At 54.9% G+C, this 26,125-nt stretch carries 29 protein-coding genes and 1 other annotated feature; of the genes, 16 read left to right on the top strand and 13 right to left on the bottom strand.

Annotated features, from left to right (window positions below; all coding sequences use genetic code 11):
- The first annotated feature begins 35 nt into the window (after positions 1-35).
- Positions 36-473 carry a type II toxin-antitoxin system RatA family toxin gene (locus tag FFB58_RS22040; protein ID WP_205735749.1) on the top strand — a complete coding sequence of 146 codons (438 nt, stop codon included), beginning with the start codon at positions 36-38 and terminating at the stop codon, positions 471-473.
- On the top strand, positions 463-750 hold the full coding sequence (locus FFB58_RS22035) for an RnfH family protein (RefSeq protein ID WP_039030086.1): 288 nt from the start codon (positions 463-465) through the stop codon (positions 748-750). The genes FFB58_RS22040 and FFB58_RS22035 overlap by 11 nt, the downstream gene beginning before the upstream one ends.
- Before the next feature lie 97 nt (positions 751-847).
- Here FFB58_RS22035 and bamE read toward each other — a convergent pair whose 3' ends face one another.
- The 3 genes from bamE to nadK all read right to left on the bottom strand — a co-directional run bounded on the left by bamE (position 848) and on the right by nadK (position 3,966).
- Complete coding sequence (gene bamE, locus FFB58_RS22030) at positions 848-1,189, bottom strand: outer membrane protein assembly factor BamE (protein ID WP_039030087.1); 342 nt, start codon at positions 1,187-1,189, stop codon at positions 848-850.
- A gap of 151 nt (positions 1,190-1,340) precedes the next feature.
- Entirely contained in the window at positions 1,341-3,002 is a 1,662-nt protein-coding gene (gene recN, locus FFB58_RS22025; protein WP_039030088.1) for a DNA repair protein RecN, read from the bottom strand.
- 85 nt (positions 3,003-3,087) lie between these two features.
- Complete coding sequence (gene nadK / locus FFB58_RS22020; protein WP_039030089.1) at positions 3,088-3,966, bottom strand: NAD(+) kinase; 879 nt, start codon at positions 3,964-3,966, stop codon at positions 3,088-3,090.
- 121 nt (positions 3,967-4,087) lie between these two features.
- Here nadK and grpE point away from each other — a divergent pair, with 121 nt between their 5' ends.
- The gene (gene grpE, locus FFB58_RS22015; RefSeq protein WP_072036665.1) at positions 4,088-4,681 is read left to right on the top strand and encodes a nucleotide exchange factor GrpE; all 594 of its coding nucleotides are present in this window, start codon (positions 4,088-4,090) and stop codon (positions 4,679-4,681) included.
- A 50-nt stretch (positions 4,682-4,731) separates the two neighbouring features.
- On the opposite strand, the gene FFB58_RS22010 is transcribed toward grpE, so the two are convergent.
- Together FFB58_RS22010 and FFB58_RS22005 are read right to left on the bottom strand one after the other, a co-directional pair.
- The gene (locus tag FFB58_RS22010; RefSeq protein WP_039030091.1) at positions 4,732-6,018 is read right to left on the bottom strand and encodes an HlyC/CorC family transporter; all 1,287 of its coding nucleotides are present in this window, start codon (positions 6,016-6,018) and stop codon (positions 4,732-4,734) included.
- Between the two features lie 18 nt (positions 6,019-6,036).
- The gene (locus FFB58_RS22005; RefSeq protein ID WP_039030092.1) at positions 6,037-6,828 is read right to left on the bottom strand and encodes an inner membrane protein YpjD; all 792 of its coding nucleotides are present in this window, start codon (positions 6,826-6,828) and stop codon (positions 6,037-6,039) included.
- Positions 6,829-6,994: 166 nt separating this feature from the next.
- Between FFB58_RS22005 and ffh the strand changes: the two genes are divergently transcribed.
- From ffh to FFB58_RS21970, 7 genes are all read left to right on the top strand, one after another.
- Positions 6,995-8,356 carry a signal recognition particle protein gene (ffh, locus tag FFB58_RS22000; RefSeq protein WP_039030093.1) on the top strand — a complete coding sequence of 454 codons (1,362 nt, stop codon included), beginning with the start codon at positions 6,995-6,997 and terminating at the stop codon, positions 8,354-8,356.
- Between the two features lie 247 nt (positions 8,357-8,603).
- Positions 8,604-8,852, top strand: a complete 249-nt coding sequence (gene rpsP / locus FFB58_RS21995) for a 30S ribosomal protein S16 (protein WP_003863133.1) — start codon at positions 8,604-8,606, stop codon at positions 8,850-8,852.
- An 18-nt stretch (positions 8,853-8,870) separates the two neighbouring features.
- Positions 8,871-9,404, top strand: coding sequence for a ribosome maturation factor RimM (gene rimM, locus FFB58_RS21990; RefSeq protein ID WP_039030123.1), 534 nt, complete (start codon positions 8,871-8,873; stop codon positions 9,402-9,404).
- Between the two features lie 44 nt (positions 9,405-9,448).
- Entirely contained in the window at positions 9,449-10,216 is a 768-nt protein-coding gene (gene trmD / locus FFB58_RS21985; RefSeq protein ID WP_039030094.1) for a tRNA (guanosine(37)-N1)-methyltransferase TrmD, read from the top strand.
- A gap of 41 nt (positions 10,217-10,257) precedes the next feature.
- Positions 10,258-10,605, top strand: coding sequence for a 50S ribosomal protein L19 (gene rplS, locus FFB58_RS21980; RefSeq protein ID WP_002914145.1), 348 nt, complete (start codon positions 10,258-10,260; stop codon positions 10,603-10,605).
- Between the two features lie 130 nt (positions 10,606-10,735).
- Positions 10,736-11,131, top strand: coding sequence for a DUF2946 domain-containing protein (locus FFB58_RS21975; protein WP_286172815.1), 396 nt, complete (start codon positions 10,736-10,738; stop codon positions 11,129-11,131).
- Between the two features lie 52 nt (positions 11,132-11,183).
- Entirely contained in the window at positions 11,184-12,551 is a 1,368-nt protein-coding gene (locus FFB58_RS21970) for a PepSY-associated TM helix domain-containing protein (protein WP_138370991.1), read from the top strand.
- Positions 12,552-12,555: 4 nt separating this feature from the next.
- On the opposite strand, the gene FFB58_RS21965 is transcribed toward FFB58_RS21970, so the two are convergent.
- The 4 genes from FFB58_RS21965 to FFB58_RS21950 form a co-directional block, all read right to left on the bottom strand.
- Positions 12,556-13,038, bottom strand: coding sequence for an OmpA family protein (locus tag FFB58_RS21965; RefSeq protein ID WP_039030097.1), 483 nt, complete (start codon positions 13,036-13,038; stop codon positions 12,556-12,558).
- 13 nt (positions 13,039-13,051) lie between these two features.
- Positions 13,052-14,272, bottom strand: coding sequence for a diguanylate cyclase DgcN (gene dgcN, locus FFB58_RS21960; RefSeq protein ID WP_138370990.1), 1,221 nt, complete (start codon positions 14,270-14,272; stop codon positions 13,052-13,054).
- Positions 14,265-14,750, bottom strand: a complete 486-nt coding sequence (locus tag FFB58_RS21955; protein ID WP_231568133.1) for a YfiR family protein — start codon at positions 14,748-14,750, stop codon at positions 14,265-14,267. Before FFB58_RS21955 ends, dgcN begins: the two co-directional genes overlap by 8 nt.
- A 198-nt stretch (positions 14,751-14,948) precedes the next feature.
- Positions 14,949-15,323: a DUF2799 domain-containing protein gene (locus FFB58_RS21950; RefSeq protein WP_138370989.1), complete on the bottom strand. Its 375-nt coding sequence runs from the start codon at positions 15,321-15,323 to the stop codon at positions 14,949-14,951.
- Between the two features lie 214 nt (positions 15,324-15,537).
- Here FFB58_RS21950 and aroF point away from each other — a divergent pair, with 214 nt between their 5' ends.
- From aroF to FFB58_RS21935, 3 genes are read left to right on the top strand one after another with little or no spacing between them, the layout of a single operon-like run.
- Positions 15,538-16,608 carry a 3-deoxy-7-phosphoheptulonate synthase AroF gene (gene aroF / locus FFB58_RS21945; RefSeq protein WP_039030100.1) on the top strand — a complete coding sequence of 357 codons (1,071 nt, stop codon included), beginning with the start codon at positions 15,538-15,540 and terminating at the stop codon, positions 16,606-16,608.
- Positions 16,609-16,618: 10 nt separating this feature from the next.
- Positions 16,619-17,740, top strand: coding sequence for a bifunctional chorismate mutase/prephenate dehydrogenase (gene tyrA, locus FFB58_RS21940; RefSeq protein WP_039030101.1), 1,122 nt, complete (start codon positions 16,619-16,621; stop codon positions 17,738-17,740).
- Positions 17,741-17,800: 60 nt separating this feature from the next.
- Complete coding sequence (locus FFB58_RS21935; protein WP_039030102.1) at positions 17,801-18,673, top strand: SMP-30/gluconolactonase/LRE family protein; 873 nt, start codon at positions 17,801-17,803, stop codon at positions 18,671-18,673.
- Here FFB58_RS21935 and pheA read toward each other — a convergent pair.
- The 4 genes from pheA to bamD form a co-directional block, all read right to left on the bottom strand.
- Positions 18,670-19,830, bottom strand: a complete 1,161-nt coding sequence (pheA, locus tag FFB58_RS21930) for a bifunctional chorismate mutase/prephenate dehydratase (protein WP_039030103.1) — start codon at positions 19,828-19,830, stop codon at positions 18,670-18,672. The two genes, FFB58_RS21935 and pheA, sit on opposite strands and share 4 nt — an antisense overlap.
- 29 nt (positions 19,831-19,859) lie before the next feature.
- Positions 19,860-19,985 (bottom strand) — a sequence feature (Phe leader region).
- On the bottom strand, positions 19,937-19,984 hold the full coding sequence (locus tag FFB58_RS22960) for a hypothetical protein (RefSeq protein WP_193767862.1): 48 nt from the start codon (positions 19,982-19,984) through the stop codon (positions 19,937-19,939). It overlaps the preceding feature by 48 nt.
- Positions 19,986-20,088: 103 nt before the next feature.
- The gene (gene raiA, locus FFB58_RS21925) at positions 20,089-20,430 is read right to left on the bottom strand and encodes a ribosome-associated translation inhibitor RaiA (protein WP_032613238.1); all 342 of its coding nucleotides are present in this window, start codon (positions 20,428-20,430) and stop codon (positions 20,089-20,091) included.
- Positions 20,431-20,701: 271 nt separating this feature from the next.
- Positions 20,702-21,439 carry an outer membrane protein assembly factor BamD gene (gene bamD / locus FFB58_RS21920; RefSeq protein ID WP_039030104.1) on the bottom strand — a complete coding sequence of 246 codons (738 nt, stop codon included), beginning with the start codon at positions 21,437-21,439 and terminating at the stop codon, positions 20,702-20,704.
- Between the two features lie 130 nt (positions 21,440-21,569).
- On the opposite strand from bamD, the gene rluD reads away from it, so the two are divergent.
- The 3 genes from rluD to clpB all read left to right on the top strand — a co-directional run bounded on the left by rluD (position 21,570) and on the right by clpB (position 25,981).
- The gene (gene rluD / locus FFB58_RS21910) at positions 21,570-22,550 is read left to right on the top strand and encodes a 23S rRNA pseudouridine(1911/1915/1917) synthase RluD (RefSeq protein WP_039030105.1); all 981 of its coding nucleotides are present in this window, start codon (positions 21,570-21,572) and stop codon (positions 22,548-22,550) included.
- Positions 22,547-23,278, top strand: coding sequence for a purine nucleoside phosphorylase YfiH (gene yfiH / locus FFB58_RS21905; RefSeq protein ID WP_039030106.1), 732 nt, complete (start codon positions 22,547-22,549; stop codon positions 23,276-23,278). The genes rluD and yfiH overlap by 4 nt, the downstream gene beginning before the upstream one ends.
- A gap of 129 nt (positions 23,279-23,407) precedes the next feature.
- Positions 23,408-25,981: an ATP-dependent chaperone ClpB gene (gene clpB / locus FFB58_RS21900; protein ID WP_039030107.1), complete on the top strand. Its 2,574-nt coding sequence runs from the start codon at positions 23,408-23,410 to the stop codon at positions 25,979-25,981.
- The last annotated feature ends 144 nt before the right edge of the window (positions 25,982-26,125 follow it).

Below are 26,125 nucleotides of genomic sequence, written 5' to 3'. Positions count from 1 at the left end.
TATTATTTGTAGGTTGTTTGATCAGGAAAAATGCTATGCCTCAGATTAGTCGTACTGCGCTTGTCCCATACAGTGTGGAACAGATGTACCAGTTAGTGAATGACGTTAAGTCATATCCGCAGTTTATCCCGGGGTGTACCGGGAGCCGCGTGCTGGACTCAGGCCCGACGCAAATGACGGCGGCGGTGGATGTTTCCAAAGCCGGGATCAGCAAAACCTTCACTACCCGGAATACGCTGACCGATAACCAGAGTATTCTGATGCATCTGGTGGATGGCCCCTTCAAGAAACTGATGGGTGGATGGAAGTTTGTTCCGCTGAGCGCCGATGCCTGCCGGATCGAATTCCATCTCGACTTCGAGTTTACCAACGCCCTTATCGAGTTGGCGTTTGGTCGCATCTTCAAAGAACTCGCCGCCAATATGGTTCAGGCGTTCACCGTGCGCGCCAAAGAGGTCTACAGTGCAGCCTGAGATCGTGGTGGAAGTGGCCTACGCGCTGCCGGAAAAACAGTATCTTCAGCGCGTCACGCTGGAAGAAGGGGCGACCGTTGAAGAGGCGATCCGGGCTTCTGGCCTGCTGACATTACGTAACGATATCGATCTGGCGAAAAACAAGGTCGGGATTTACAGCCGTCCGGTCAAGCTGGCCGATACGGTTAAGGACGGTGACCGGGTAGAGATTTACCGTCCGCTGATTGCCGACCCGAAAGAACTGCGCCGCCAGCGTGCGGAGAAAGCTGCTAAATAAGCGGGGTTCCCCGATGGCGCTGCGCTTACCGGGGCTACAGGCGGCGAGAGAAAACAAAAAAGGTGCTCATTGAGCACCTTTTTGCATTTCTGAAACCTTACTCTTTGGTGAGCGCCGGTTTGTTGTCGATGTTGGTCAGCACGCCGCTGCTGTTGAAAGTCAGCGTCAGCGTCTGCTGCGACACATCTTCATGACCTGGCTTCTGGCGGAAGACGTAGAACCAGGTGTTAGTGCCGAACGGATCGGACATCATCGGTGTGCCCAGAGCATAGGCAACCTGCTGCTGCGTCATACCGACACGGATTTTAGACACATCGTTAGGAGCGAGATAGTTCCCCTGGTTGATGTCAGGGCGGTAAACCACTTTTTCCAGAGTGGAGCAGCCTGCGGTCATCATCAGAAGAACCGCAGCGGCAGCGGTCAGCGTTTTACAGCGCATAGTGATTTGATTCCTTTTCGGGCCCGGGCAATACGCGACGGCTCATATGTAATATGCCGATGATAATAGACCTTTCACCACATTAAAACCTCTGGCGTCCGGTCTGTCGGCGTTTTTATTGTTCTGTATGACCCTGAGATACCGAAAAAGTTTAGGCTGCCAGCAGTTCTTTCGCGTTTGCCAGGGTATTGCGGGTGACTTCACTGCCGCCCAGCAGACGCGCCAGCTCCTGCAGGCGGGCACGTTTGTCCAGCGGCTGCATGTGCGTTTCGGTCATCTCGCCGTCGGTCTCTTTGCTGACGAAGAAATGATGATGCCCGCAGCCGGCAACCTGCGGCAGGTGGGTAACGCACATCACCTGGGTGGACTCGCCAAGCTGACGAAGCAGTTTACCTACCACCGCCGCGGTCGGGCCGCTGATACCGACATCCACTTCATCGAAGATCAGCGCCGGGGTTTCCATTTTCTTCGCGGTGATCACCTGAATCGCCAGGGCGATACGCGACAGCTCACCACCAGACGCGACCCGGGAGATAGCCTGCAGCGGCTGACCGGGGTTAGTGGTCACGCGGAATTCAACGCGGTCCGCGCCGTCAGCCGTCAGGTGGTTAGCTTCGAAATTGACATCGATGGTGAAAACGCCGTGCGGCATCGACAGCAGATGCATGCTCTCGGTAATGTGCTGGCTGAGTTCCTGCGCATAGCGCTGACGAACGTTGTGCAGCTGCGTAGCCGTTTCCAGAGCCTGCTGATGATGCACGCTGACCGCCAGAGAGAGGGTCTCCAGCGAGTCGGCCTGATCGTCAAGCTGATGCTGCTCATCCAGCAGGGACTGGTGGAAGCCAGGCAGCTCCTCGGGTGAAACGTGGTGCTTACGCGCAAGGGAGATCTGGCGCGAAATGCGCTGTTCCAGCTCAAACAGGCGGTTGGGATCGAGATCCAGACGCTCGCAATAGTGGCGCAGCTCGTCACTCGCTTCGGAGATCTGAATCGCCGCCTCTTCCAGCATATCAAGCATGCCGGAGACTTTACTGTCCATGCCTGCCAGTTCGGTGACTAACTGACGCACGCTATAAAGCTGGCTTTGCAGATTCACCTCTTCGCCGTCGGCCAGTAAGTTCAGCGCCTGCTGGCTGGTGGAGAGCAGCTGGCCGCTATTGGCCAGACGCTTGTACTCTTCGTCAATCTGCTCAAACTCACCCGCCTGCGGGCTGAATTCGTTCAGCTCTTTCAGCTGATACGCCAGCAGTTCGGCACGGGCCGCACGCTCCTGGCTCTGCTGTTGATGCAGCGCCAGTTCGCGGCAGCTCTGGTGCCACTGACGGTAGTGATCAGCCATCAGCTGCGTCAGCGCAGACTCACCGGCATAGCCGTCGAGCAGGGATTTCTGCTGTTCAGGTTTAATCAGCTGCTGATGGGCGTGCTGGCCGTGGATCTGGATTAACAGCTGACCCAGCTCGCGCAGCTGGGACAACGGCACCGCAGTACCGTTGATAAAGCCACGGGAGCGGCCGTCGCTGCTGAGGACACGGCGAAGTAAGCACTCACGCCCATCTTCAAGCTGGTTCTGCTCGAGCCAGCGCAGGGCGGCGGGAGTGTCCTTGAGGGAAAAACGGGCGCAGAGATCGGCGCGGCTGGCACCTGCGCGCACCATGTTGCCATCAGCACGACCGCCGAGGCAGAGCCCAAGCGCGTCAATCGCAATAGATTTACCGGCCCCGGTCTCCCCGGTGATAGCCGTCATTCCGCTGTTGAAATCAATTTCGAGCTCACGAACGATGGCGAAGTTGCTGATGGTCAGTTGTGCCAGCATAAACGTTTTCCTGTATGAAAAACCATAACTGTGTTTGTGTACAGTATAATCTGGTTTTTTATACAGTAAAGTGCTGGATGCTATTTCAAAACAATTTTTTCGACCAGCCGAGCTTGGAACTTAATGTGTTGAAATAGCTGTAGTCTTTCGGGTGGATGAGATTCAGGTGGTAATCACAGCGGCGGATCAGCACGTCTTCGCCTTCCTGAATCGGCAGCGCGATTTGGCTGTCGCAGCTGATCTCAAGGTCGTTGCGGCGGTGCGAAAAACGCAGGCGAATGGTGCTGCTGCTGTTTATCACCAGCGGGCGGGCCGAAAGGGTGTGCGGGAACATCGGCACCAGCGTAATAGCATCCAGGGATGGCGTCAGGATTGGCCCGCCCGCCGAGAGCGAGTAGGCGGTGGACCCGGTCGGGGTCGAGATAATCAGCCCGTCGGAGCGCTGCGAAAAGGCAAAGATTTCGTCGATATAAACTTCAAACTCAATCATATGCGCCACTTTCCCCGGATGCAGCACCACTTCGTTAATGGCGGTGCTGATCCGTTTCTGGCAGTCCTGCTGGCACACCTGGGCCTCCAGCAGAAAGCGCTTTTCGCTGATGTAGTGGCCTTCCAGCACGTCGGCAAGCTGCTGCTGGGCGTTATCCGGGTCGAGATCGGTTAAAAAGCCCAGGTTGCCACGGTTGATGCCAATGACTTTAATATCGTAACGGGCGAGGGTGCGCGCGGCGCCCAGCATATTTCCGTCGCCACCGACCACCACCGCCAGGTCGGCCTGTTGGCCAATTTCCGCCAGCGTACCGGTTTTGACGTTTTTTAACTGCAGTTCCTGGGCAATTTGCTGTTCAACAATCACGTCATAGTTTTTCGCGCACAGCCAACGATAGAGCATTTCATGTGTCGTCAACGCAGTAGGGTGACGTGGATGACCGACAATCCCAATACACTTGAAATGGTTGCTCATTTTCTGAAGGTCCTTGTGCGAATGAATGATGACAATGTGGCTTGTTCCCTTGAATCCCGAAAACTGATCCCCATAATAAGCGAAGTTAGCGAGTTGAATGCAGAAAAACGCGGAGAAATTCATGAGTAGTAAAGAACAGAAAACGCCTGAGGGGCAAGCCCCGGAAGAAATTATCACGGAGCAGCACGAAGAGGTTGAGGCTGTAGAGCCTGAGGCTGGTGCTGAGCAGGTGGATCCGCGCGATGAAAAAATTGCGAATCTGGAAGCTCAGGTAACTGAAGCCCAGAACCGCGAGCGCGATGGCATCCTGCGTATCAAAGCCGAAATGGAAAACCTGCGTCGTCGTACCGAGCTGGACGTTGAAAAGGCGCATAAATTTGCGCTGGAAAAATTTGTCAACGAACTGCTGCCGGTCATCGATAGCCTGGATCGCGCGCTGGAAGTCGCTGATAAAGCGAACCCGGATATGGCTCCGATGGTGGAAGGGATTGAGCTGACGCTGAAATCCATGCTCGACGTAGTGAAGAAGTTTGGCGTGGAAGTGGTCGCCGATACCAACGTGCCGATGGATCCTAACGTGCATCAGGCGATTGCGATGGTTGAGTCTGAAGACGTTGCTGCCGGTAACGTGCTGATGGTGATGCAGAAAGGCTATACCCTGAACGGCCGTACCATTCGCGCGGCGATGGTCTCCGTGGCGAAAGCTAAGGCGTAATTTGCCTCCCGTAGTGCCGGGTGGCGGCGTCGCCTGCCCGGCACTACGTTTTACTCCGCGATGCTCTCCCTGAGCGGTTTGACCGGCACGACCTTCACCTGCTTAATCATATTGTCCTGTACGTCCAGGATATCAATATCATACTGACCAATCCGCACCCGCGTGCCTGCCGCCGGGATCTCCTCCAGCGCTTCCAGAATCATGCCGTTAATGGTCCGGGCTTCCTCTTCCGGCATCTGCCAGTTAAAGGCTTTATTGAGTTCACGAACGTTCGCGCTGCCGTCAATCAGCACCGAGCCGTCGTTTTGCGGCGTGACTTCTTCGGCAAGGGTAGGGGACATGGAGGTGGTAAAGTCGCCGACAATCTCCTCCAGAATATCCTCTACCGTCACCAGGCCCTGGATATCGCCATACTCATCCACCACCAGGCCCACTTTCTTTTTATTACGCTGGAATTTGATCAACTGGGTGCTGAGCGGAGTGCCTTCCGGGATGTAGTAGATCTCATCCGCCGCGCGCAGCATCACCTCTTTGGTGAACTCTTTTTTCTCGGTCATCAGACGATAAGCTTCACGCACGCGCAGCATGCTGATGGTGTCGTCCAGTGAATCCCGGTACAGCACGATGCGGCCGTGCGGGGAGTGGGTCAGCTGACGGACAATGGCTTTCCAGTCGTCGTTGATGTCGATACCGACGATCTCATTGCGCGGCACCATAATGTCATCCACGCTGACCTTCTCCAGGTCCAGCACCGACAGCAGCATATCCTGATTGCGGCGGGAGATTTGCGAGCGCGACTCGTGCACGATGGTGCGCAGCTCATCTTTGCTCAGCGCGCTGCTGACCACCACATCCGCTTTGATACCCACCATGCGCATCAGCACCCGGGTCACGCCGTTTAACAGCCACACCAGCGGCATCATCAGGATCAGTAACGGCGCCAGCAGGAAGCTGCTGGGATAAGCGACCTTCTCAGGATAGAGGGCAGCGATGGTCTTCGGTAACACTTCGGCAAAGACCAGCACCACGAACGTCAGCACCCCGGTGGCGATAGCGACCCCGGCATTGCCGTACAGGCGCATGCCGACAATGGTGCCCAGCGCGGAGGCGAGAATGTTGACCAGGTTGTTGCCGATGAGCACCAGGCTTATCAGGCGGTCCGGTTTACGCAGCAGTTTTTCTACACGACGCGCAGCGCGGTTACCCTGTTTGGCGCGATGACGTAACCGGTAACGGTTGAGCGTCATCATGCCGGTCTCCGAGCCGGAGAAATAGGCGGAGATAACTACCATCACGATCAGGGTAACGATCAGCGTGGTAGTGGAGATGTGTTCCAGGGGGAACTCCTTTGTTGCTTAGCCGGCGAGTTGCTGGATGACGCGGCTACCAAAATAGGCCAGGGTCAGGATGCCTGCTCCCGCCACGTTGAACCAGACCACGCGGCGACCGCGCCAGCCTTCATGATAATGGCCCCATAACAGGACAATATAGACAAACCACGCGATGATGGAGAGCACGGCCTTGTCGATATTCTCCATGCTGAAGAGATTGTGCATATAAAACAGGCCGGTACTCAGGGTCAGCGTCAGCAGGACCACCCCGACCTGAGTGATGTGAAACATCTTGCGTTCGATGGTCATCAGCGGCGGCATTTCGTTACTGAAGGCCAGTCTTTTGTTCTTCAGCTGGTAGTCAATCCAGGCCAGCTGGAGGGCATATAGCGCGGCAATGATCAGCGTGGCATAGGAGAACAGCGACAGGCCAATATGCACCATCATGCCCGGCGTGGTCTCAAGATGGGTGATGAACTCGTTCGGCACGAAGGTGGCAAAGGCCAGATTGATCAGCGCAAAGGCGTAGACAATCGGCAGCAGCAGCCAGCCGCGGTTTTTCGAGGCCACGATGGTCATCACCGTACAGATCATCAGGCTGACCAGCGAGCCGACGTTCAGCAGGCTCAGGTTCTGCCCACTGCCGTCGCCTGGCAGAATGCGCGCTTCGAGGGCAAAAGCGTGGCTTATCAACGCGATGACCGCCGACAAAATAGCCATTCGCCGCCAGCCGCTGTTTTTTTGCAGCAGGCCAGGAATGATCAGCGCGAGGCTGACAGAGTATGCGACGAGGGCGATCAGAGCGAAAACAGGCATATAGGTGTCGACAGTTGTCCTGATTAGAAAGAGATGCAGTATAACGTTACGTGAGGCGTGCTCCAACCGTTGCATAACAACAAAGGCGCCTTCATGTTATACTCCGGCAAAATTCTGTGTACGTGTCGCGCCAGCGACCTAACGTTTCTACCCCAGGCGAGAGACAATGTTTGATAATTTAACCGATCGTTTGTCGCGCACGCTGCGCAACATCAGCGGCCGTGGACGCCTTACCGAAGACAACATCAAAGAGACGCTGCGCGAAGTGCGCATGGCGCTGCTTGAAGCAGACGTCGCGCTGCCGGTCGTCCGTGATTTCATCAACCGCGTAAAAGAGAAAGCGGTTGGTCATGAAGTTAACAAGAGCCTGACCCCGGGTCAGGAGTTCGTCAAAATCGTCCGTAACGAACTGGTTTCGGCGATGGGCGAAGAGAACCAGAGCCTGAACCTCGCGGCGCAACCGCCAGCGGTGGTGCTGATGGCCGGTCTGCAGGGTGCGGGTAAAACCACCAGCGTCGGTAAGCTGGGTAAATTCCTGCGCGAGAAGCACAAGAAGAAAGTGCTGGTCGTCTCTGCCGACGTTTATCGCCCGGCGGCGATCAAACAGCTGGAAACCCTGGCCGAACAGGTTGGCGTGGAGTTCTTCCCGTCCGACGTCGGACAGAAACCGATCGACATCGTTAATGCAGCGCTGAAAGAGGCGAAGCTGAAGTTCTTCGACGTGCTGCTGGTGGATACCGCCGGTCGTCTGCACGTTGACGAAGCGATGATGGACGAAATCAAACAGGTGCATGCCGCGATCAATCCGGTAGAAACCCTGTTTGTTGTCGACGCCATGACCGGTCAGGATGCGGCGAACACAGCCAAAGCGTTCAATGAAGCGCTGCCGTTAACCGGCGTGGTGCTGACCAAAGTGGACGGCGACGCCCGCGGCGGTGCGGCGCTCTCTATTCGTCATATCACCGGCAAGCCAATTAAGTTCCTCGGCGTCGGTGAGAAGACCGAAGCGCTGGAGCCGTTCCACCCGGATCGTATTGCCTCCCGTATCCTCGGCATGGGCGACGTGCTGTCGCTGATCGAAGATATCGAGAGCAAAGTCGACCGTGCGCAGGCCGAGAAGCTGGCCTCCAAGCTGAAAAAAGGCGACGGCTTCGATCTGACCGACTTCCTGGAGCAGCTGCGCCAGATGAAAAACATGGGCGGTATGGCGAGCCTGATGGGCAAGCTGCCGGGCATGGGGCAAATTCCGGATAACGTGAAAGCGCAGATGGACGACAAGGTTCTGGTGCGGATGGAGGCGATTATCAACTCCATGACGCTGAAAGAGCGCGCGAAGCCAGAAATCATTAAAGGCTCCCGTAAACGGCGTATCGCGGCGGGTTGTGGGATGCAGGTTCAGGACGTTAACCGCCTTCTGAAGCAGTTCGACGACATGCAGCGCATGATGAAGAAAATGAAGAAGGGCGGGATGGCCAAAATGATGCGCGGCATGAAGGGCATGATGCCACCAGGCTTCCCTGGTCGCTAATTGGCCTGGCTTGTTTGCCATTTTGGCACCGGGGTGTGCTCGCCATCCTCACGTACAGCGTGTACGCTCCGGTGGCTGCGCGCACGCTGGCACCAAACTGGCTGCACCGCCGACAGCCTTATTACGGTGGATTAGCAACTGCTGATTGCATTTTCCCCAAAAATCAGTAAAATTTTCGGGCTTTTAATATGACACCGGGCTCCTTCCCTCGATGGGGCCCGGTGTTTTATTCACACAAGAGGATGTTATGGTAACTATTCGTTTAGCACGTCACGGCGCGAAAAAGCGTCCGTTCTACCAGGTTGTTGTTACTGACAGCCGTAATGCACGCAACGGTCGCTTCATCGAGCGCGTTGGTTTCTTCAACCCACTGGCCGCTGGCGCAGAAGAAGAAACCCGTCTGGATCTGGATCGTATCGCTCACTGGGTTGGCCAGGGCGCTACCGTTTCCGATCGCGTTGCTACGCTGATCAAAGCAGCAAACAAAGCAGCTTAATCTGTCACGGTGGTCATGATGAGCAAAAAAGCACCTGTTGAACCGATTGTATTGGGCAAAATGGGTTCTTGCTACGGTATCCGTGGTTGGCTCAGAGTGTTTTCTTCCACCGAAGACGCCGAAAGCATTTTTGACTATCAGCCCTGGTTTATCCAGAAGGCGGGTCAGTGGCAGGAAGTCGAGCTGGAAAGCTGGCGTCACCACAATCAGGACATCGTTATCAAGCTGAAAGGCGTTGACGATCGCGATGCCGCGAATGCGCTGACTAATTGTGAAATTGTCGTGGATTCGTCGCAGCTGCCTGAGCTGGATGATGGTTACTACTGGAAAGACCTTATCGGTTGCCAGGTGGTCACCACTGAAGGTTACGGTCTGGGAAAAGTCATCGATATGATGGAAACCGGATCGAATGACGTTCTCGTCATTAAGGCAAACCTGAAAGATGCGTTTGGCATCAAGGAGCGGCTGGTTCCGTTCCTCGATGGGCAGGTTATCAAGAAAGTCGATCTCGCTACTCGTACTATCGAAGTAGATTGGGATCCTGGTTTTTAAATTCTCCTGAAAACGGTAAAAGACGGCGCTATGGGGATTGGCTTGTGTTTATAGGTATCGTTAGCCTGTTTCCTGAAATGTTCCGCGCGATTACTGATTACGGGGTAACTGGCCGGGCAGTAAAAAATGGCCTGCTGAGCATCGAAAGCTGGAGTCCGCGTGACTTCACTCATGACCGGCACCGTACCGTGGACGAACGTCCTTACGGCGGCGGACCGGGGATGCTCATGATGGTTCAACCCTTACGGGATGCCATCGCAGCAGCAAAAGCCGCGGCAGGTGAAGGCGCAAAGGTGATTTATCTGTCACCTCAGGGACGCAAGCTTGATCAAGCGGGCGTCAGCGAACTGGCAACGAATCAGAAACTGATTCTGGTGTGTGGTCGCTACGAAGGGATAGATGAGCGCGTAATTCAAACCGAGATTGACGAAGAATGGTCTATCGGCGATTACGTTCTCAGCGGTGGTGAGTTACCGGCAATGACGCTGATTGACTCAGTTTCCCGGTTCATTCCGGGCGTTCTGGGCCATGAAGCTTCAGCAACAGAAGACTCTTTTGCTGATGGATTGCTGGACTGTCCACACTATACCCGTCCTGAAGTGTTAGAAGGGATGGAAGTACCGCCGGTATTGCTGTCGGGAAACCATGCTGAGATTCGTCGCTGGCGTCTGAAGCAGTCGCTGGGCCGTACCTGGCTTAGAAGACCTGAACTTCTGGAAAACCTGGCTCTGACTGAAGAGCAAGCAAAGTTGCTGGCCGAGTTCAAAACTGAACACGCGCACCAGCAGCAGAAACATGATGGGATGGCCTGAGGCCCCCAAATATCAGTTTACCCAGGATAAGAGATTAAATTATGAGCAACATTATTAAGCAACTTGAACAAGAGCAGATGAAGCAGGACGTACCTTCCTTCCGTCCGGGTGATACCGTGGAAGTGAAAGTATGGGTTGTTGAAGGTTCCAAAAAACGTCTGCAGGCATTTGAGGGCGTGGTTATCGCTATCCGTAACCGCGGTCTGCACTCTGCATTCACTGTTCGTAAAATTTCCAACGGCGAAGGCGTTGAGCGTGTCTTCCAGACTCACTCTCCGGTAGTTGACAGCATTGCTGTTAAACGTCGTGGTGCTGTACGTAAAGCTAAACTGTACTACCTGCGTGAGCGTACTGGTAAGTCTGCTCGTATTAAAGAGCGTCTGAACTAAGATTCGCTTGTGCGACATCCTGTAAAAAGGGCTGGCCGAAAGGCCGGCCCTTTTTTTATCTCTGTGTGCCTTGCACGTTAACGTCTTCGTCATAAATCGTTTACAATGCCTCTGCTTCAACGGAGGGTAAGTGACGACTAAACAGCATCAGGCAACATGGCAACGTATCGCGGCAGGCCTCGCGTTATTTGCGATCCTGATGATCGTCTTTGCGCCGCTCGTCTCTGTCTCGTTGCAAAAAGATCCCATGAGCGCGATGCCCGGCATGCATCATGAGATGACTATGATGACTGAGCACCATGCCCCCTCCGAAACCATGCCGGTCGACCACGCCGAAGCCTGTGGTTACTGCGTGCTGTTGGCCCATGTTCCGGGGGTGATGCTGGCGCTGGTGATGCTGCTGTGCGCGGTATTACTCAGACAGCAACTGACGCCACCGCGTCCTGCCGTCCGCCACTGGCATTTCTTCCCCTGGCTCTGCCCCGATACGCGAGCCCCTCCGCGCCTGTCTGCTTATTCCATTTAAAAAAACGTGCACCCCGGTGTACCGATAACTTTTTGCCTAAAAAAGGGAAAGCATGACTACCTGCACTTCGCGCGCTGCATGGGGCAACCTGCTGCGTCGTCTTCACTTCTATATTGGTCTGTTTGTCGGGCCATTTATCTTTATCGCCGCGCTCTCCGGTACGCTGTATGTCGCCACACCGCAGCTGGAAAATGCGCTTTATCATCATGCCCTGTTCAGCGAGGCCCAAGGGACAGCGCGTCCTCTTGCGGAGCAGATCGCTGTCGCGGAAAAAGTGACTGGCGGAGAGCTGCGCCTGCATGCGGTTCGCCCGGGTCTGGCCGATGGCGACACTACCCGGGTAATGTATGCCGACCCGGCGCTGAAGGCCTCAGAGAACCGGGCCATCTTTATCGATCCGGTCAGTCTTGAGGTTCGGGGAGATATGACCGTCTATGGCACCAGCGGTATTTTGCCGTTCCGCCAGACAATCGATTATTTGCATCAGTCGTTGATGCTGGGTGACGTGGGGCGTCTCTACAGCGAGCTGGCCGCGTCGTGGATGTGGATTGCCGCGCTGGGGGGCATTGCGCTGTGGTTTTATACCCGGCCAAAACGGCGTATCAATAACCGCTTCCAGAACCGCCGTCGCCTGCACGTCACCCTCGGCTGGTGTCTGCTGCTGGGCATGCTGCTGTTCTCGGCGACCGGCCTGACCTGGTCCCAGTGGGCGGGCGGTAACGTGGATAAGCTGCGGGCAGAGATGAACTGGCTCACACCGCAGGTGAAAACGCAGCTGCACGGCCCGGCGGAAATCGCCGATCCGCATGCCGATCATCACGGTCATCACATGTCGATGCCCATGCCGGAGATGAAGCCCGATCCGGCGCTCTACGACGGCGTGCTACAGGCGGCGAATGCGGCAGGTATCAAGGCCACGAAGCTGGAGATCCGCCCGGCGAAGAGTGATGCGACGGCGTGGACGGTGACGGAGATCGATCGTCGCTGGCCGACGCAGGTGGATGCGGTGGCCGTTGACCCCGCGACCCTGGCGGTCATCGATCATACCCGTTTTGCGGATTACCCGCTGATGGCCAAATTGACCCGCTGGGGGGTGGATTTCCATATGGGCGTGCTGTTTGGTCTGCCTAACCAGCTGGTGTTGATCGCCTTTGGCGTCGCGCTGTGCGTGATGATTGTGTGGGGATACCGGATGTGGTGGATGCGCAGGCCCCGTCAGACGGCAACCGATCCCGCGCAGACTCTGTGTCAGAGCTGGCTGGCGTTGCCGCTGTGGGGGCGGTGCGTCTCTGTCGGTATCGCCGTATTACTGGGGCTGGCGATGCCAGTCATGGGATGCAGCCTGGCGCTGTTTATCGTTATTGACTGGCTGCGCTGGAGGGCGGCATCAGGATTAGCCCTGGCCGGAACGCCAGAGTAATGACTCAGGGCGTGCCGATCACCACCGCAACGCGACGGTTTTCAGCACGTCCCTGGGCAGTTTTGTTGTCCGCAACGGGGTACTGTTTACCTAAGCCCTGGGTCGTCAGATTGCTGCGGGGAATACCTGCACCCTGAGCCCAGGCATCGGCAACCACGTTAGCCCGCTTCAGGGAGAGGTCTTTGTTGTAGCTCTCTTCGCCGTAGTTGTCCGTATGTCCGTCCATCCGGGCGTGCTTCAGGCCCGTGGCCGCAAGACGCGATGCCATGCTTTTAATCTGCTGTTCGCTTTCCGGGCGCAGCTGGTACTCGTTTTTACCAAACAGGATCTTCGCAGAGAGGCCAAGCGACCAGTCGCCGTTAGTCTCGTTAAAGCCGTATGATTTCATGGCGGCAATCTGTTCAGCGGTAAATTTGCCCTGCGGCGCCTGGCATCCCGCCAGCAGCATTGATGCCATCAACAGCGGTGCGGCGTATCGCCTTAACATAATGTGTTCCCTTCTATGCAGTGTTTTTAGAACGCTGATGCTTCACCAGATACATATTCCGGTCGGCTTGATCCAGTAAGGTTTCAACGGAGTGATGCTCCCAGCTCAGCGCGAAGCCAATGCTGAGCGACATTCTGGTGCTGAGGCCGTTTTGCAGGTCATAAGACGGGCTGAACTGTTGCGTCAGCGCGGCGCAGAGGCGCAGGACCTCGTGTTCCGAATGGATGCCATACAGAATAATGGCGAATTCATCCCCGCCCAGACGATAGGGCTGATGACGCTCGCCGCTAAACTCGACCATGCGGCGGGCCACTTCAATCAGTACACAGTCCCCGGCGGCGTGCCCCCAGGTATCGTTAATCAGCTTAAAGTCATCACCATCCAGGAAGAGCAGGGCGGAATTGGTCCGCGCTAAGGAGTCATTCATCAGCGCCGTGATGCTGGTACGGAAAGCCGCCCGATTCGCCAGACCGGTGAGCGGATCGTGCATGGCGGTGCGCAGCAGTTGGGCATTTTTGGCCTGCAGCTTTAACTGCCACTCCTCCATTTCATCCAGCAGACTGTTGAAGTCCTGACCGAAGCGATGAAATTCATCGATGCGCTCCTCGGATACCCGGCGGGAGAAGTTACGGTTTGACCGGACGTCGTGCACCACCTCGGTTATGTTTTGCAGGGCGGTGACAACGCCGTTATGCAGGGTGCGGGTGATGATTAACGCCACCATGGCCGCAAACAGGATGCAGCCGGTTAACACCGCCAGGGAAGTCCAGAGGAAGTGGCTGATCAGGCTGTCACGCGCGGTAAGGTGTAACTCACCAATCGGCAGGTTATTGTGCCAGACGCGCTGGCGGATGGGCTGAGGGAATAACCACTGGCTGACCAGTTTACTGAGGGGATCGGCCCGATCGTTCGGCCCCATCGTCCATGTAGCAAAAGGATGATCGTAGCGGTCCAGCAGTACCGCAGAAGAAAACTGCCCCTGTTTGCCGAGTGTGGCCAGCGCTTCGTTGGCGGCGGTCGTATCATTAAACACCAGCGTCGCCTCCAGGCTGCGACTCACTGTGGCGCTGGTTAATTCAAGGTTTCGTTGTGCGTACTGTTTCAGTGATACCACCGAAGCGATGCACAATAATAACCAGACCAGCGTCATCGTAATGAGGACGCTAATTATACTGATGCGCCTCAGAGTCCTTTTGAACGTCAGACGAGGCGCTGATGTAAATTCCTTATTCATCCTTCGTATTCCGTGCAAGCATTAACACATCAGGATTGACTCTGACTCCGCTGCGCGACAGCACATCCAGATTTACGGAAAATCTGACTTGTGTATTATCAAATATCAGGCAAAAAGCACTGCCAATAACGCATTGCGAATTTTGCTCGGCAATTAACAGCAACGGCCTGGAATTGAAGGCGGTGCTTAATTCAAGTTGGGCGGTCGGAGACTCGCTGCCAAAATAGAGCGCGTTGCAACCTGCTCCCAGTGCTTCCTGATCGCTATGGATAATCACGGGAATGTAGGGCAGTGCATCCGGGCCCTGAGCACTGAGCGCCTCAACGTGACTGGAAGAGGCAAAAATGCACAGGGTTGGCTGACCAGAGAGGGCAGGCCAACGGGTATAACTGACGATCCCGGAGACAATTGAGCGTACCGATTTATCCGTTCTGGATAATGTTCCGCCAATAGCCTGTTCGCAGGATAATAACAGCATCAGCACCAGGGCTACCCGGCACCAGGAAATGAGAAGAAAGTTACCCACCAGAATCCGCCATACCACTCTGGAAATATTTGCCCTTGAGTTTCGGCGCAAGAATACCATTTTTTACGTGGGCAGTCATTACGCCGAAATTCTGTTTAGTGACTTAAGTAAAATCTGGCGTTTTATTTTACAGAGTGCGTGTTGGCGATATTAATTTAAGCGACTGGCTTTTGTTCCTTCATCCATTCCCTGCTGCCAGGCGGTTCGAAGTTGAGTGGCGTTATCCGCAGTATCACAGCTGGCGGGGAATATTTTCCCAGCTAATCCCCAGGCATAAACGAAATTCTCCTGACATATTTTCTCGCGCCCCTCTTTATAACCGCTGAGATAGGCAGAGCGATCCACCTTAGAGTCATTAAAATTCGCGGCAAGTGACTCACTGGATTTAGCGGCCACGCCATTCATGGCATCTTCTTTACCGGCATCATACCAGTCGGTGCCCGTCCATGTCGGCTGATGAGTGTAAGGATCGATTTGACAGGCAGTTAGCAGCAGACCCAGAAGCGGGATAACAATCAGGCGCATAAGACATTCTCCTTTTTCCATTGAGCATAGCCTGGCGTAAAGAATGCAGGCTGTAATTTTTACGTTACGGCTTAATCGGATGTTTTTTGCTTAAAACTGCATGTTGTAAAGTATTGTTTACGGATTTTGGATTGAAATCTTTACTTGTTGTGGTATCGTTGGGCTTCCTCAGTGAGGAAACAACTATCGCAAACGAGCTTCCAGGATCGCAATCATGCAAAAAGACGCGCTTAATAACGTACACATTACCGATGAACATGTTTTGATCACTCCGGATCAACTGAAGGCGGAATTCCCGCTGAGCGTTGAGCAAGAGGCGCAAATAGCGCACTCCCGCCAGACCATTTCCGACATTATTGCCGGGCGCGATCCGCGTCTGCTGGTGGTATGTGGTCCGTGCTCTATTCATGATCCAGAAGCCGCCATCGAATATGCGCATCGTTTTAAAGCCCTGGCCGAGGAGGTCAGCGATAGCCTCTACCTGGTCATGCGCGTCTATTTTGAAAAACCTCGTACCACCGTCGGCTGGAAAGGGTTGATTAACGATCCGCACATGGATGGCTCGTTTGATGTGGAAGCCGGTCTGAAGATTGCGCGTAATCTTCTGGTGGAGCTGGTTAACATGGGACTGCCGCTGGCAACAGAAGCGCTGGATCCAAACAGCCCGCAGTACCTGGGCGACCTGTTCAGCTGGTCAGCAATCGGTGCGCGTACCACTGAATCGCAGACGCACCGTGAAATGGCCTCGGGCCTCTCTATGCCGGTCGGTTTCAAAAACGGTACCGACGGCAGCCTGGCGACAGCCATTAATGCCATGCGCGCCGCTGCCATGCCGCACCGTTTTGTCGGCATCAACCAGGCAGGCCAGGTTTGCCTGCTGCAGACCCAGGGCAACCCGGATGGGCACGTTATCCTGCGCGGCGGTAAGGCACCAAACTACAGCCCGGCAGATGTTGCTCAGTGTGAAAAAGAGATGGAACAGGCAGGACTGCGTCCGGCGCTGATGGTAGATTGCAGTCATGGTAATTCCAATAAAGATTACCGTCGTCAGCCTGCGGTGGCGGAATCCGTCGTTGCGCAGATTAAAGATGGCAACCGTTCGATTATTGGCCTGATGATTGAAAGCAACATCCATGAAGGCAATCAGTCATCTGAGCAGCCACGCAGCGCCATGCAGCACGGGGTATCCGTGACGGATGCCTGCATCAGCTGGGAAACCACCGATGCGCTGCTGCGTGAGATCCACAAAGATTTGAACGGCCAGCTGGCGACGCGTCTGGCTTAAGAGGTTAGTTATGGTTGCTGAATTGACCGCCCTGCGCGATCAAATTGATGAGGTAGACAAGGCGCTGCTGGATTTGCTGGCACGCCGCATGGCGCTGGTCGCCGAGGTGGGTGAAGTCAAAAGTAAATACGGCTTGCCGATTTACGTGCCGGAGCGTGAAGCCTCCATGCTGGCTTCACGCCGTAAAGAGGCCCAGGCGCTGGGCGTCTCGCCGGATCTGATTGAAGATGTGCTGCGTCGCGTGATGCGTGAGTCGTACTCCAGCGAAAACGACAAGGGATTTAAAACCCTCTGTCCAACGCTGCGCCCGGTGGTCATTGTCGGTGGCGGCGGGCAGATGGGGCGTCTGTTCGAGAAGATGCTGACGCTTTCCGGCTATCAGGTGCGCATCCTTGAAAAAGAGGACTGGGCTCAGGCGGAAGCGATGGTTGCCGATGCCGGTATGGTTATTGTCAGCGTACCGATTCACGTTACTGAAGAGATTATTGCCAGACTGCCACCGCTGCCGGAAGACTGTATTCTGGTCGACCTGGCCTCGGTAAAAAATGGTCCGCTGCAGGCGATGCTGGCCGCGCATAATGGCCCGGTGCTGGGCCTTCACCCGATGTTCGGCCCGGACAGCGGCAGCCTGGCGAAGCAGGTTGTGGTCTACTGCGATGGTCGTCAACCAGAAGCCTACCAGTGGTTCCTGGAGCAGATTCAGGTATGGGGCGCGCGACTGCACCGTATCAGCGCCGTCGAGCACGATCAGAACATGGCCTTCATCCAGGCGCTGCGTCACTTCGCGACCTTCGCGTATGGCCTGCATCTGGCGGAAGAGAACGTGCAGCTTGAGCAACTGCTGTCGCTGTCGTCCCCTATTTATCGCCTTGAACTGGCGATGGTCGGGCGGCTGTTTGCCCAGGATCCGCAGCTGTACGCGGATATTATTATGTCCTCGGGCAACAACCTGGCGCTGATTAAACGCTACTACCAACGTTTTGGCGAGGCGATCACTCTGCTCGAGCAGGGCGATAAGCAGGCCTTTATCGACAGTTTCCGTAAGGTCGAGCACTGGTTTGGCGATTACGCCCAACGCTTCCAGAGCGAAAGCCGCATCCTGCTGCGACAGGCGAATGACAGTCGCCAGTAATCCGATGATGTATATACTGAAAGCCAGCACTGCTGGCTTTTTTCATTTTGGGGATTTGTCATGGCTGAACCACAGATACTGTTTGATTACACGGGGCATCTACCGGAATGCCCGACCTGGAGCGATGCAGAAAACGCGCTCTACTGGGCGGATATTCTGGAAGGCGAGATCCACCGCTACCATTTGTCGACAGGTGAACACAGCGTTTTATCCTTCCACGAAGAGGTGGGCTGTTTTGCCCTGCGCGAAGGAGGGGGCTTTATTGTCGCCATGCGCAACGCCATCTGGCTGGCGGACAAGCACGGGCTGCTGCAGCGAAAAGTGTGTGATAACCCATCGAACCCGCAGCTGGCGCGCTTTAATGACGGGGGAACCGATCACTTTGGCCGCTTCTACGCGGGCACGTTCTGGGCGCCGGGGGATTACAACGGCGCCTTGCTGATGCGCATCGACAATGACCTCACGCCTGAGGTTATCCAGTGTGATATCCACGGTCATAACGGCCTGGCATTCAGCGATGACCGGCGCTGGATGTACACCTCAGACACGCCCAACGCGGTTATCTACCGTACGCCGCTGGATGAGCAGGGCGAACCGGGTAAACGGGAAGTCTTTCGCCGGTTCCAGCCGGGAGAGGGGATACCGGACGGCGCAGCGGTGGATGTGGAGGGCTGTTACTGGAGTGCGCTGTTTGACGGCTGGCGCATCGCGCGTTTTTCACCGCAGGGCGAGCAGCTGGAAGAGTATCGTTTGCCGGTGCGCTACCCGACGATGGTTTGTTTCGGTGGTGAAGATATGCAAACGCTGTTTATCACCACCACCCGCGAGAATATGGATCCGCAGGAAGTGGCGGAATATCCTCTTTCCGGTGCCATTTTCACCCTGCCCGTCAGTGTGGCAGGGGTGAAAAAGGGGCCGTTTATTACGCGTTAAGCCGGATCGACCGGTACGACGTTTTCGCTTGGATAGCAGCCAAGCACCTTCATTGAACGGGTAATGTCACCCAGTTCGCGCAGGGCTTTCTGCAGGGATGCAGATTCCAGGTTGGCCTGAATATCGAGATAGAACATCTCTTCCCACGGGTTGCCATGGATAGGGCGCGATTCCAGCTTGGTCATAATCAGATTGTGATTACGCAGCACCAGCAGGGCCTCAACCAGCGCACCGGCCTGCTGACCCGTTGCCATCAAGAGGGTAGTTTTCGCCGGCACCTGATCGGAAACGTTGATCGCCTTACGTGCCAGGACGATGAAACGGGTAATGTTCTGCGTCTGGTTGGCCAGGTTACGTTCCAGCACCTGTAATCCATACAGCGCGCCGCCCGCTTCGCTGCCCAGTGCGGCCACGGCAGGGGAATTGGCCTGAGCGACCTTTTCCATGGCTGCCGAGGTGCTCTCGGTATATTCAATTTTCCAGCCCGGATAGCGGTTCAGGAACTGGCTACACTGCTGGAAGGGCTGCGGGTGGCTGTAAACCGTTTTGATTTTGTCGAGGTCGGTCGTCCCGGAGACCAGCACGCAGTGGTCGATAGGGATCGTCAGTTCGCCGACCAATGACAGGGTGGTGTGCTGAAGTAAATCGTAAACATCGTTGATCGCCCCGGAGCTGGTGTTTTCAATCGGTACGACAGCGTAGTCCGCCTGGCCGGTTTCCACCTGATTGAAAATATCGGCGAACTTCGCGCAGCCGCTCTCAATAAACTCTTCGAAATGGCGGGCAGCATACTGTCTTGCCGCGAGGTGGGAATAGGAACCTTTTGGCCCCAGGAAGGCAATACGCGCCGAGTGCGGATTGGTTTTGTTCAGATGCTGCTGCAGCAGCGCCTGCTGGGTCAGGACGGAATCTTCGATAATCAGCTGGAACAGGCGGGTGATGTAGTGCGCATCCAGATGGTGCGTTTTGCCAAGGTTAATCAGGCGTTCCAGCAGGTCGCGCTCACGGTCGATATCACGTACCGGGCGATGTGATGCCAGCTTTGCTTTACCTACCTCGACGGCAAGCGCACGGCGTTCAGCCAGCAGCGAAAGCAGTTTTTCATCCAGTGAGCTGATCTTATCTCGCAGATCCAGTAACGGGTTTTCCGATGTCATAGCGTTGCCTTTGTCATTTATCGTTATCAATAAAAAAGGCCCCCCGGTGTGGGAGGCCTTATTGTTCGTCTTCGCATTCTTTATCACACGACGAAACGCCTCCCAATCAGGGGAAGGTAAAAAAGAATGCGAAGAAGAACGGCTTAACGGTCATGGATGATTCCTTCAGAAGACAGACTTAAAGTACCTGCACTGTTTTCACCCTGTCAATAAAAAACGCGCCCGAAGGCGCGTTGGCGATAGACTCAATGTAAGGGATTACTCATCTTCAACTTCTTCTGCGAAGCTGGCGTCTTTCACCGATGTTGTGGCGCGACGGGCTTCACCTTTGTGTTGCACTTTATTGAGCTGCCGTTCCAGCTTGTTGATCAAATCGTTGATGGCGGTGTACATATCCTCATGTTTCGCGCTGGCGACCAGATGGCCGTTTGGAGTATTGATAGTTGCGTCAGCGATGAAACCCTGTGGCTCCTTAGAGAGAATGATATGCGGGTTAATCAGGTGTGTTTGCCATTTATCCAGTTTGGCGAGACGGTCTGCGACGTGCTGGCGGATTGCCGGAGTAATTTCCATTTGTTTACTGGTAATGTTCATTGTCATAAATTTTACCTCTTGTCTTTCCCGTCTTGGTGATTCCAGCATACCGTTCCTAATGTCAAAATGTGTGATGTAAATCACATTTTAATGTCACTTTTTGTCAACGGATTCTTTTTGTGAGGCAGGACAGGAAGAAGTAAGATTTACCTTGTCGAAGGAAGAAATTGCGGCCATAGTTGATAGGATTGGTGCGGGCTAAACCGCTTCAGCTTAGTACGAAAACGGATAAAAAAACGGCAGCCACTGGGCTGCCGTTTTGCATCTTACTGAATGATCAGGAGCTGCTGCTGTTGGCGGCAATAATCTTCGCCACTTTTTCAGCCTGAGATGTCATCTGCAGCTCACGATAGGCATTTTCCATCAGCTTCAGGCCATCACGTGTTGCCTGGGTATCCGGATAATCACGCAGCATGCCTTCAACACGGTTCACGACGGCAACGTATGCGCCACGGCGGGTATAGTATTCCGCCACAGAGTATTCGTATTTCGCCAGACGGTCTTTCAGGAACACCAGACGCTTGCTGGCATCCGTTACGTACTGACTGTTCGGATAGCCGCGAACCAGCTTGGAGAAGTCATTGAACGCATCGCGCGCATGCTGAGGGTCACGGTCGGAACGATCGACGCCGAAGAAGCCCTGCAGCGCACTGTCGTCCAGCGCCATATTGGTCAGCCCGCGCATGTACATCACGTAGTCGATATTCGGATGGGTCGGATTCAGACGCATGAAGCGATCAATCGTCGCCTGGGCCAGTGGCAGATCGGCATTTTTATAGTAGGCGTAGATCAGATCCAATTGTACCTGCTGGGAATACGGGCCAAATGGATAGCGATTATCCAGCGCTTCCAGTTGCGTTATCGCCTGTTTCCAGTTACCGTCCTGCAGCTTTTGCTGAGCAGTCGCATAGATTTCATTCGGCGGATTGTCAGGGACCTGTTCATTCGAACCGGAGCAGCCTACCAAAGCCAGGCTCAACGTGGCCGCTGCCACCAGATATTTCATGCGCGTCATGACGTTTTGACTTTCCTCAAATGTTTGTCCGGGAGAATCTCTTTCCTGCTCCCGATTAAGACCAGCTACAATAGCACACTATATTAAACGGCAAAGCCGTAAAACCCAACGTTAAACGAAGAAGCAGTCTATGGCACAACGAGTAGAACTCACCGCAACAGTCTCCGAAAAACAGCTCGGACAACGCTTAGATCAGGCTTTGGCCGAAATGTTCCCTGATTATTCGCGTTCACGCATAAAAGAATGGATCCTTGACCAGCGCGTGATGGTAAATGGCAAGATCTGGGACAAGCCAAAAGAGAAAGTGTTGGGTGGGGAAGTGGTCGCCATCAATGCTGATATCGAAGAAGAAGTCCGTTTTGAGCCGCAGGATATCCCGCTGAATATCGTCTACGAAGACGACGACATCCTGGTCATCAATAAGCCGCGCGATTTTGTTGTACACCCTGGCGCAGGTAATCCTGATGGCACGGTGCTGAATGCGCTGCTGCACTACTATCCGCCGATCGCTGACGTACCGCGTGCGGGGATCGTTCACCGTCTGGATAAAGACACCACCGGCCTGATGGTCGTGGCGAAGACCATTCCGGCGCAAACGCGTCTGGTGGAGTCCCTGCAACTGCGTGAAATCACCCGCGAGTACGAAGCGGTGGCCATTGGTCATATGACCTCGGGCGGGACGGTTGAGCAGCCTATCAGCCGCCATCCGACCAAGCGTACCCATATGTCTGTCCACCCAATGGGTAAACCGGCAGTGACGCACTACCGCATCATGGAGCATTTCCGCATTCATACGCGCCTGCGTCTGCGTCTGGAAACGGGCCGTACTCACCAGATCCGTGTCCATATGTCGCATATCACCCATCCGCTGGTGGGCGATCAGCTTTATGGTGGCCGTCCGCGTCCGCCGAAAGGCGCATCCGAAGAGTTCATCGCCATGCTGCGTAAATTCGACCGTCAGGCTTTGCATGCCACCATGCTGCGTCTCTATCATCCGATCACCGGTATCGAGATGGAGTGGCACGCGCCGATCCCACAGGATATGGTGGAACTTATCGACGCTATGCGTGCCGATTTTGAAGAACATAAGGATGACGTGGACTGGTTATGACCAAACTGATTGTCCCGGAGTGGCCCGCGCCAGAGGGCGTGGCAGCCTGTAGTTCAACCCGTATCGGGGGCGTGAGTGAGGGAGCCTGGGAATCATTAAACCTGGGCGCTCACTGTGGCGATAATCTCGAGCATGTTGAAGAGAATCGCAAACGCATGTTTGCTGCGGGCCAGTTGCCGTCGAAACCGGTCTGGCTTGAACAGGTGCATGGTACCGCTGTGCTCCGGCTCAGCGGAGAACCCTACGCTTCGAAACGTGCTGATGCCTCGTACAGCAATACTCCGGGCACAGTTTGTGCCGTCATGACCGCCGACTGCCTGCCGGTGCTCTTCTGCAACCGTGCGGGCACCGAAGTTGCCGCAGCCCATGCTGGCTGGCGCGGATTGTGCGCTGGCGTACTGGAAGAGACTGTCGCCTGCTTCGCTGACAGTGCGGATAACATCATCGCCTGGCTTGGCCCGGCCATTGGGCCACAAGCCTTTGAGGTGGGCCCGGAAGTGCGCGAGGCCTTTATGGCGCACGACCCGCAGGCGGAAAATGCTTTTTGCGCGGCGGGAGATAAATACATGGCGGATATTTATCAGCTTGCCCGCCAGCGCCTGACGAACCTTGGCATCAGCCAGATCTATGGCGGCGATCGCTGCACCTTCACCGAAAAGGATGATTTCTTTTCCTATCGTCGCGACAAGACGACCGGGCGTATGGCAAGTTTCATTTGGCTGATATAACCTATAGAATCAAGACGATCCGGCACGCGCCGTTTTCTTTTCGCATAATTCAGGTCATTCACCTTGAATAATTGAGGGATGACCTCATTTAATCTCCAGTAGCAATTTTGACCTGTTATGGGAGGAGTTATGCGTCTGGATCGTCTTACTAATAAATTCCAGCTTGCTCTCGCCGATGCCCAGTCTCTCGCACTGGGGCACGACAATCAGTTTATTGAACCACTTCATTTAATGAGCGCCTTGCTGAATCAGGAAGGGGGATCGGTACGTCCTTTACTGACATCTGCCGGTGTTAATGCGGGGCAGTTACGCACAGCCATCGATCAGGCTCTGAGCCGTTTACCGCAGGTAGAGGGCACAGGCGGAGATATACAACCGTCTCAGGATCTGGTTCGCGTACTGAATCTTTGCGACAAACTGGCGCAAAAACGCGGCGACAACTTTATTTCGTCAGAACTCTTTGTTCTGGCGGCGCTTGAATCACGTGGCACCTTAACCGACCTGCTGAAAACGGCCGGCGCAACCACCGCCAACGTGACCCAGGCGATTGCACAGATGCGCGGAGGTGAGAGCGTGAACGATCAGGGTGCCGAAGACCAGCGTCAGGCATTGAAGAAATATACCGTCGACCTGACTGAGCGTGCCGAACAGGGCAAGCTTGACCCGGTCATCGGGCGTGATGAAGAGATCCGCCGTACGATTCAGGTCCTGCAGCGCCGTACCAAAAATAACCCGGTGCTTATTGGTGAACCGGGCGTCGGTAAAACCGCCATTGTCGAAGGGCTGGCCCAGCGTATCGTCAACGGTGAAGTCCCCGAAGGTCTGAAAGGCCGCCGTGTACTCGCGCTGGACATGGGCGCGCTGGTGGCAGGTGCTAAATATCGGGGTGAGTTTGAAGAACGCTTGAAAGGCGTGCTCAACGATCTGGCGAAACAGGAAGGCAACGTCATCCTGTTCATCGATGAACTGCACACGATGGTAGGCGCCGGTAAAGCCGACGGCGCTATGGATGCCGGGAACATGCTGAAGCCGGCGCTCGCACGTGGTGAACTGCACTGCGTCGGGGCCACCACGCTTGATGAATATCGTCAGTACATCGAAAAGGATGCCGCTCTTGAACGTCGCTTCCAGAAAGTGTTTGTGGCTGAGCCTTCAGTGGAAGATACCATCGCCATTCTGCGTGGTCTGAAAGAGCGCTATGAGCTGCACCACCATGTGCAGATCACCGACCCGGCCATCGTGGCGGCTGCAACTTTGTCGCATCGTTATATTGCCGATCGACAGCTGCCTGACAAAGCGATCGACCTGATCGATGAAGCAGCTTCCAGTATTCGTATGCAGATTGACTCCAAGCCGGAAGAGCTGGACCGACTCGATCGCCGTATCATCCAGCTTAAGCTTGAACAGCAGGCGCTGAAGAAAGAGTCTGATGAAGCGAGTAAAAAGCGCCTGGATATGCTTAATGAAGAGCTGGACGATAAAGAGCGCCAGTATTCAGTGTTAGAAGAAGAGTGGAAAGCCGAAAAAGCCTCCCTCTCCGGTACCCAGACCATTAAAGCCGAGCTGGAGCAGGCAAAGATCGCCATCGAGCAGGCACGTCGCGTGGGCGACCTGGCGCAAATGTCCGAGCTGCAGTACGGCAAAATTCCGGAACTGGAAAAACAGCTGGCAGCAGCAACTCAGGCTGAAGGTAAAACCATGCGTCTGTTACGCAATAAAGTGACGGATGCTGAAATCGCTGAAGTACTGGCGCGCTGGACAGGGATCCCGGTAGCCAGAATGATGGAGAGCGAGCGCGACAAATTACTGCGCATGGAAGAAGACCTTCATCATCGCGTGATTGGGCAGGATGAAGCGGTTGAAGCGGTATCGAACGCTATTCGCCGTAGCCGTGCGGGGTTGTCGGATCCTAACCGTCCGATTGGTTCCTTCCTGTTCCTGGGGCCGACCGGTGTGGGTAAAACAGAACTCTGTAAGGCGCTGGCGAACTTTATGTTCGACAGTGATGATGCGATGGTGCGTATCGACATGTCTGAGTTTATGGAGAAACACTCCGTGTCGCGTCTCGTGGGGGCACCTCCAGGATATGTCGGTTATGAAGAAGGTGGGTATCTGACAGAAGCGGTTCGCCGTCGCCCGTACTCCGTCATCCTGCTGGACGAAGTTGAAAAGGCCCATCCGGATGTTTTCAACATTCTGCTGCAGGTGCTGGATGATGGTCGCCTGACGGACGGGCAGGGCAGAACGGTCGATTTCCGTAACACAGTGGTTATTATGACCTCGAACCTGGGTTCCGATCTGATTCAGGAACGCTTCGGTGAACTGGATTACGGTCATATGAAGGATCTGGTGCTGGGTGTGGTAAGCCACAGCTTCCGTCCTGAGTTCATCAACCGTATCGATGAAGTCGTGGTCTTCCACCCGCTGGGTGAAAAACACATTGCTTCTATTGCTCGTATTCAGCTGCAGCGTTTGTATAAACGTCTGGAAGAGCGTGGATATGAAATGCAGATTGCGGATGATGCGCTGCAACTGCTGAGTGCGAATGGGTACGATCCTGTTTACGGGGCGCGTCCTTTAAAACGCGCCATCCAGCAGCAGATAGAAAACCCGCTGGCGCAGCAAATCCTTTCAGGGAAGCTGCTTCCGGGCAAAACCATTCAACTGGTGAAGAAAGACGACCAGATTGTGGCAGTGCAGTAAGTCACAAAACGACAAAAACGAGCTCTGCGGGGCTCGTTTTTGTTTAAAAACCAGGCAAAAATAGCAATCCAGATACGGATTTGCCTGGAAAGTGAGCGGTTGGAAAATAATTTTCACTTTGCACTTGCAAGCCAGGAATAACTG

Origin of the sequence: Enterobacter sp. MF024 (genome assembly GCF_005843915.1) — a bacterium.
Taxonomy (GTDB): domain Bacteria; phylum Pseudomonadota; class Gammaproteobacteria; order Enterobacterales; family Enterobacteriaceae; genus Enterobacter; species Enterobacter barmai.
This window is presented reverse-complemented; position numbering and strand designations above follow the sequence as displayed.

Excerpts from the sequence above, each read along its gene's own strand:
- FFB58_RS22040 (WP_205735749.1), top strand. The coding sequence starts at position 36 with ATGCCTCAGATTAGTCGTACTGCGCTTGTCCCATACAGTGTGGAACAG.
- bamE (WP_039030087.1), bottom strand. The coding sequence starts at position 1,189 with ATGCGCTGTAAAACGCTGACCGCTGCCGCTGCGGTTCTTCTGATGATG.
- recN (WP_039030088.1), bottom strand. The coding sequence starts at position 3,002 with ATGCTGGCACAACTGACCATCAGCAACTTCGCCATCGTTCGTGAGCTC.
- nadK (WP_039030089.1), bottom strand. The coding sequence starts at position 3,966 with ATGAGCAACCATTTCAAGTGTATTGGGATTGTCGGTCATCCACGTCAC.
- grpE (WP_072036665.1), top strand. The coding sequence starts at position 4,088 with ATGAGTAGTAAAGAACAGAAAACGCCTGAGGGGCAAGCCCCGGAAGAA.
- FFB58_RS22005 (WP_039030092.1), bottom strand. The coding sequence starts at position 6,828 with ATGCCTGTTTTCGCTCTGATCGCCCTCGTCGCATACTCTGTCAGCCTC.
- ffh (WP_039030093.1), top strand. The coding sequence starts at position 6,995 with ATGTTTGATAATTTAACCGATCGTTTGTCGCGCACGCTGCGCAACATC.
- rpsP (WP_003863133.1), top strand. The coding sequence starts at position 8,604 with ATGGTAACTATTCGTTTAGCACGTCACGGCGCGAAAAAGCGTCCGTTC.
- rimM (WP_039030123.1), top strand. The coding sequence starts at position 8,871 with ATGAGCAAAAAAGCACCTGTTGAACCGATTGTATTGGGCAAAATGGGT.
- rplS (WP_002914145.1), top strand. The coding sequence starts at position 10,258 with ATGAGCAACATTATTAAGCAACTTGAACAAGAGCAGATGAAGCAGGAC.
- FFB58_RS21970 (WP_138370991.1), top strand. The coding sequence starts at position 11,184 with ATGACTACCTGCACTTCGCGCGCTGCATGGGGCAACCTGCTGCGTCGT.
- FFB58_RS21965 (WP_039030097.1), bottom strand. The coding sequence starts at position 13,038 with ATGTTAAGGCGATACGCCGCACCGCTGTTGATGGCATCAATGCTGCTG.
- dgcN (WP_138370990.1), bottom strand. The coding sequence starts at position 14,272 with ATGAATAAGGAATTTACATCAGCGCCTCGTCTGACGTTCAAAAGGACT.
- FFB58_RS21955 (WP_231568133.1), bottom strand. The coding sequence starts at position 14,750 with ATGCTGTTATTATCCTGCGAACAGGCTATTGGCGGAACATTATCCAGA.
- FFB58_RS21950 (WP_138370989.1), bottom strand. The coding sequence starts at position 15,323 with ATGCGCCTGATTGTTATCCCGCTTCTGGGTCTGCTGCTAACTGCCTGT.
- aroF (WP_039030100.1), top strand. The coding sequence starts at position 15,538 with ATGCAAAAAGACGCGCTTAATAACGTACACATTACCGATGAACATGTT.
- tyrA (WP_039030101.1), top strand. The coding sequence starts at position 16,619 with ATGGTTGCTGAATTGACCGCCCTGCGCGATCAAATTGATGAGGTAGAC.
- FFB58_RS21935 (WP_039030102.1), top strand. The coding sequence starts at position 17,801 with ATGGCTGAACCACAGATACTGTTTGATTACACGGGGCATCTACCGGAA.
- pheA (WP_039030103.1), bottom strand. The coding sequence starts at position 19,830 with ATGACATCGGAAAACCCGTTACTGGATCTGCGAGATAAGATCAGCTCA.
- raiA (WP_032613238.1), bottom strand. The coding sequence starts at position 20,430 with ATGACAATGAACATTACCAGTAAACAAATGGAAATTACTCCGGCAATC.
- bamD (WP_039030104.1), bottom strand. The coding sequence starts at position 21,439 with ATGACGCGCATGAAATATCTGGTGGCAGCGGCCACGTTGAGCCTGGCT.
- rluD (WP_039030105.1), top strand. The coding sequence starts at position 21,570 with ATGGCACAACGAGTAGAACTCACCGCAACAGTCTCCGAAAAACAGCTC.
- yfiH (WP_039030106.1), top strand. The coding sequence starts at position 22,547 with ATGACCAAACTGATTGTCCCGGAGTGGCCCGCGCCAGAGGGCGTGGCA.
- clpB (WP_039030107.1), top strand. The coding sequence starts at position 23,408 with ATGCGTCTGGATCGTCTTACTAATAAATTCCAGCTTGCTCTCGCCGAT.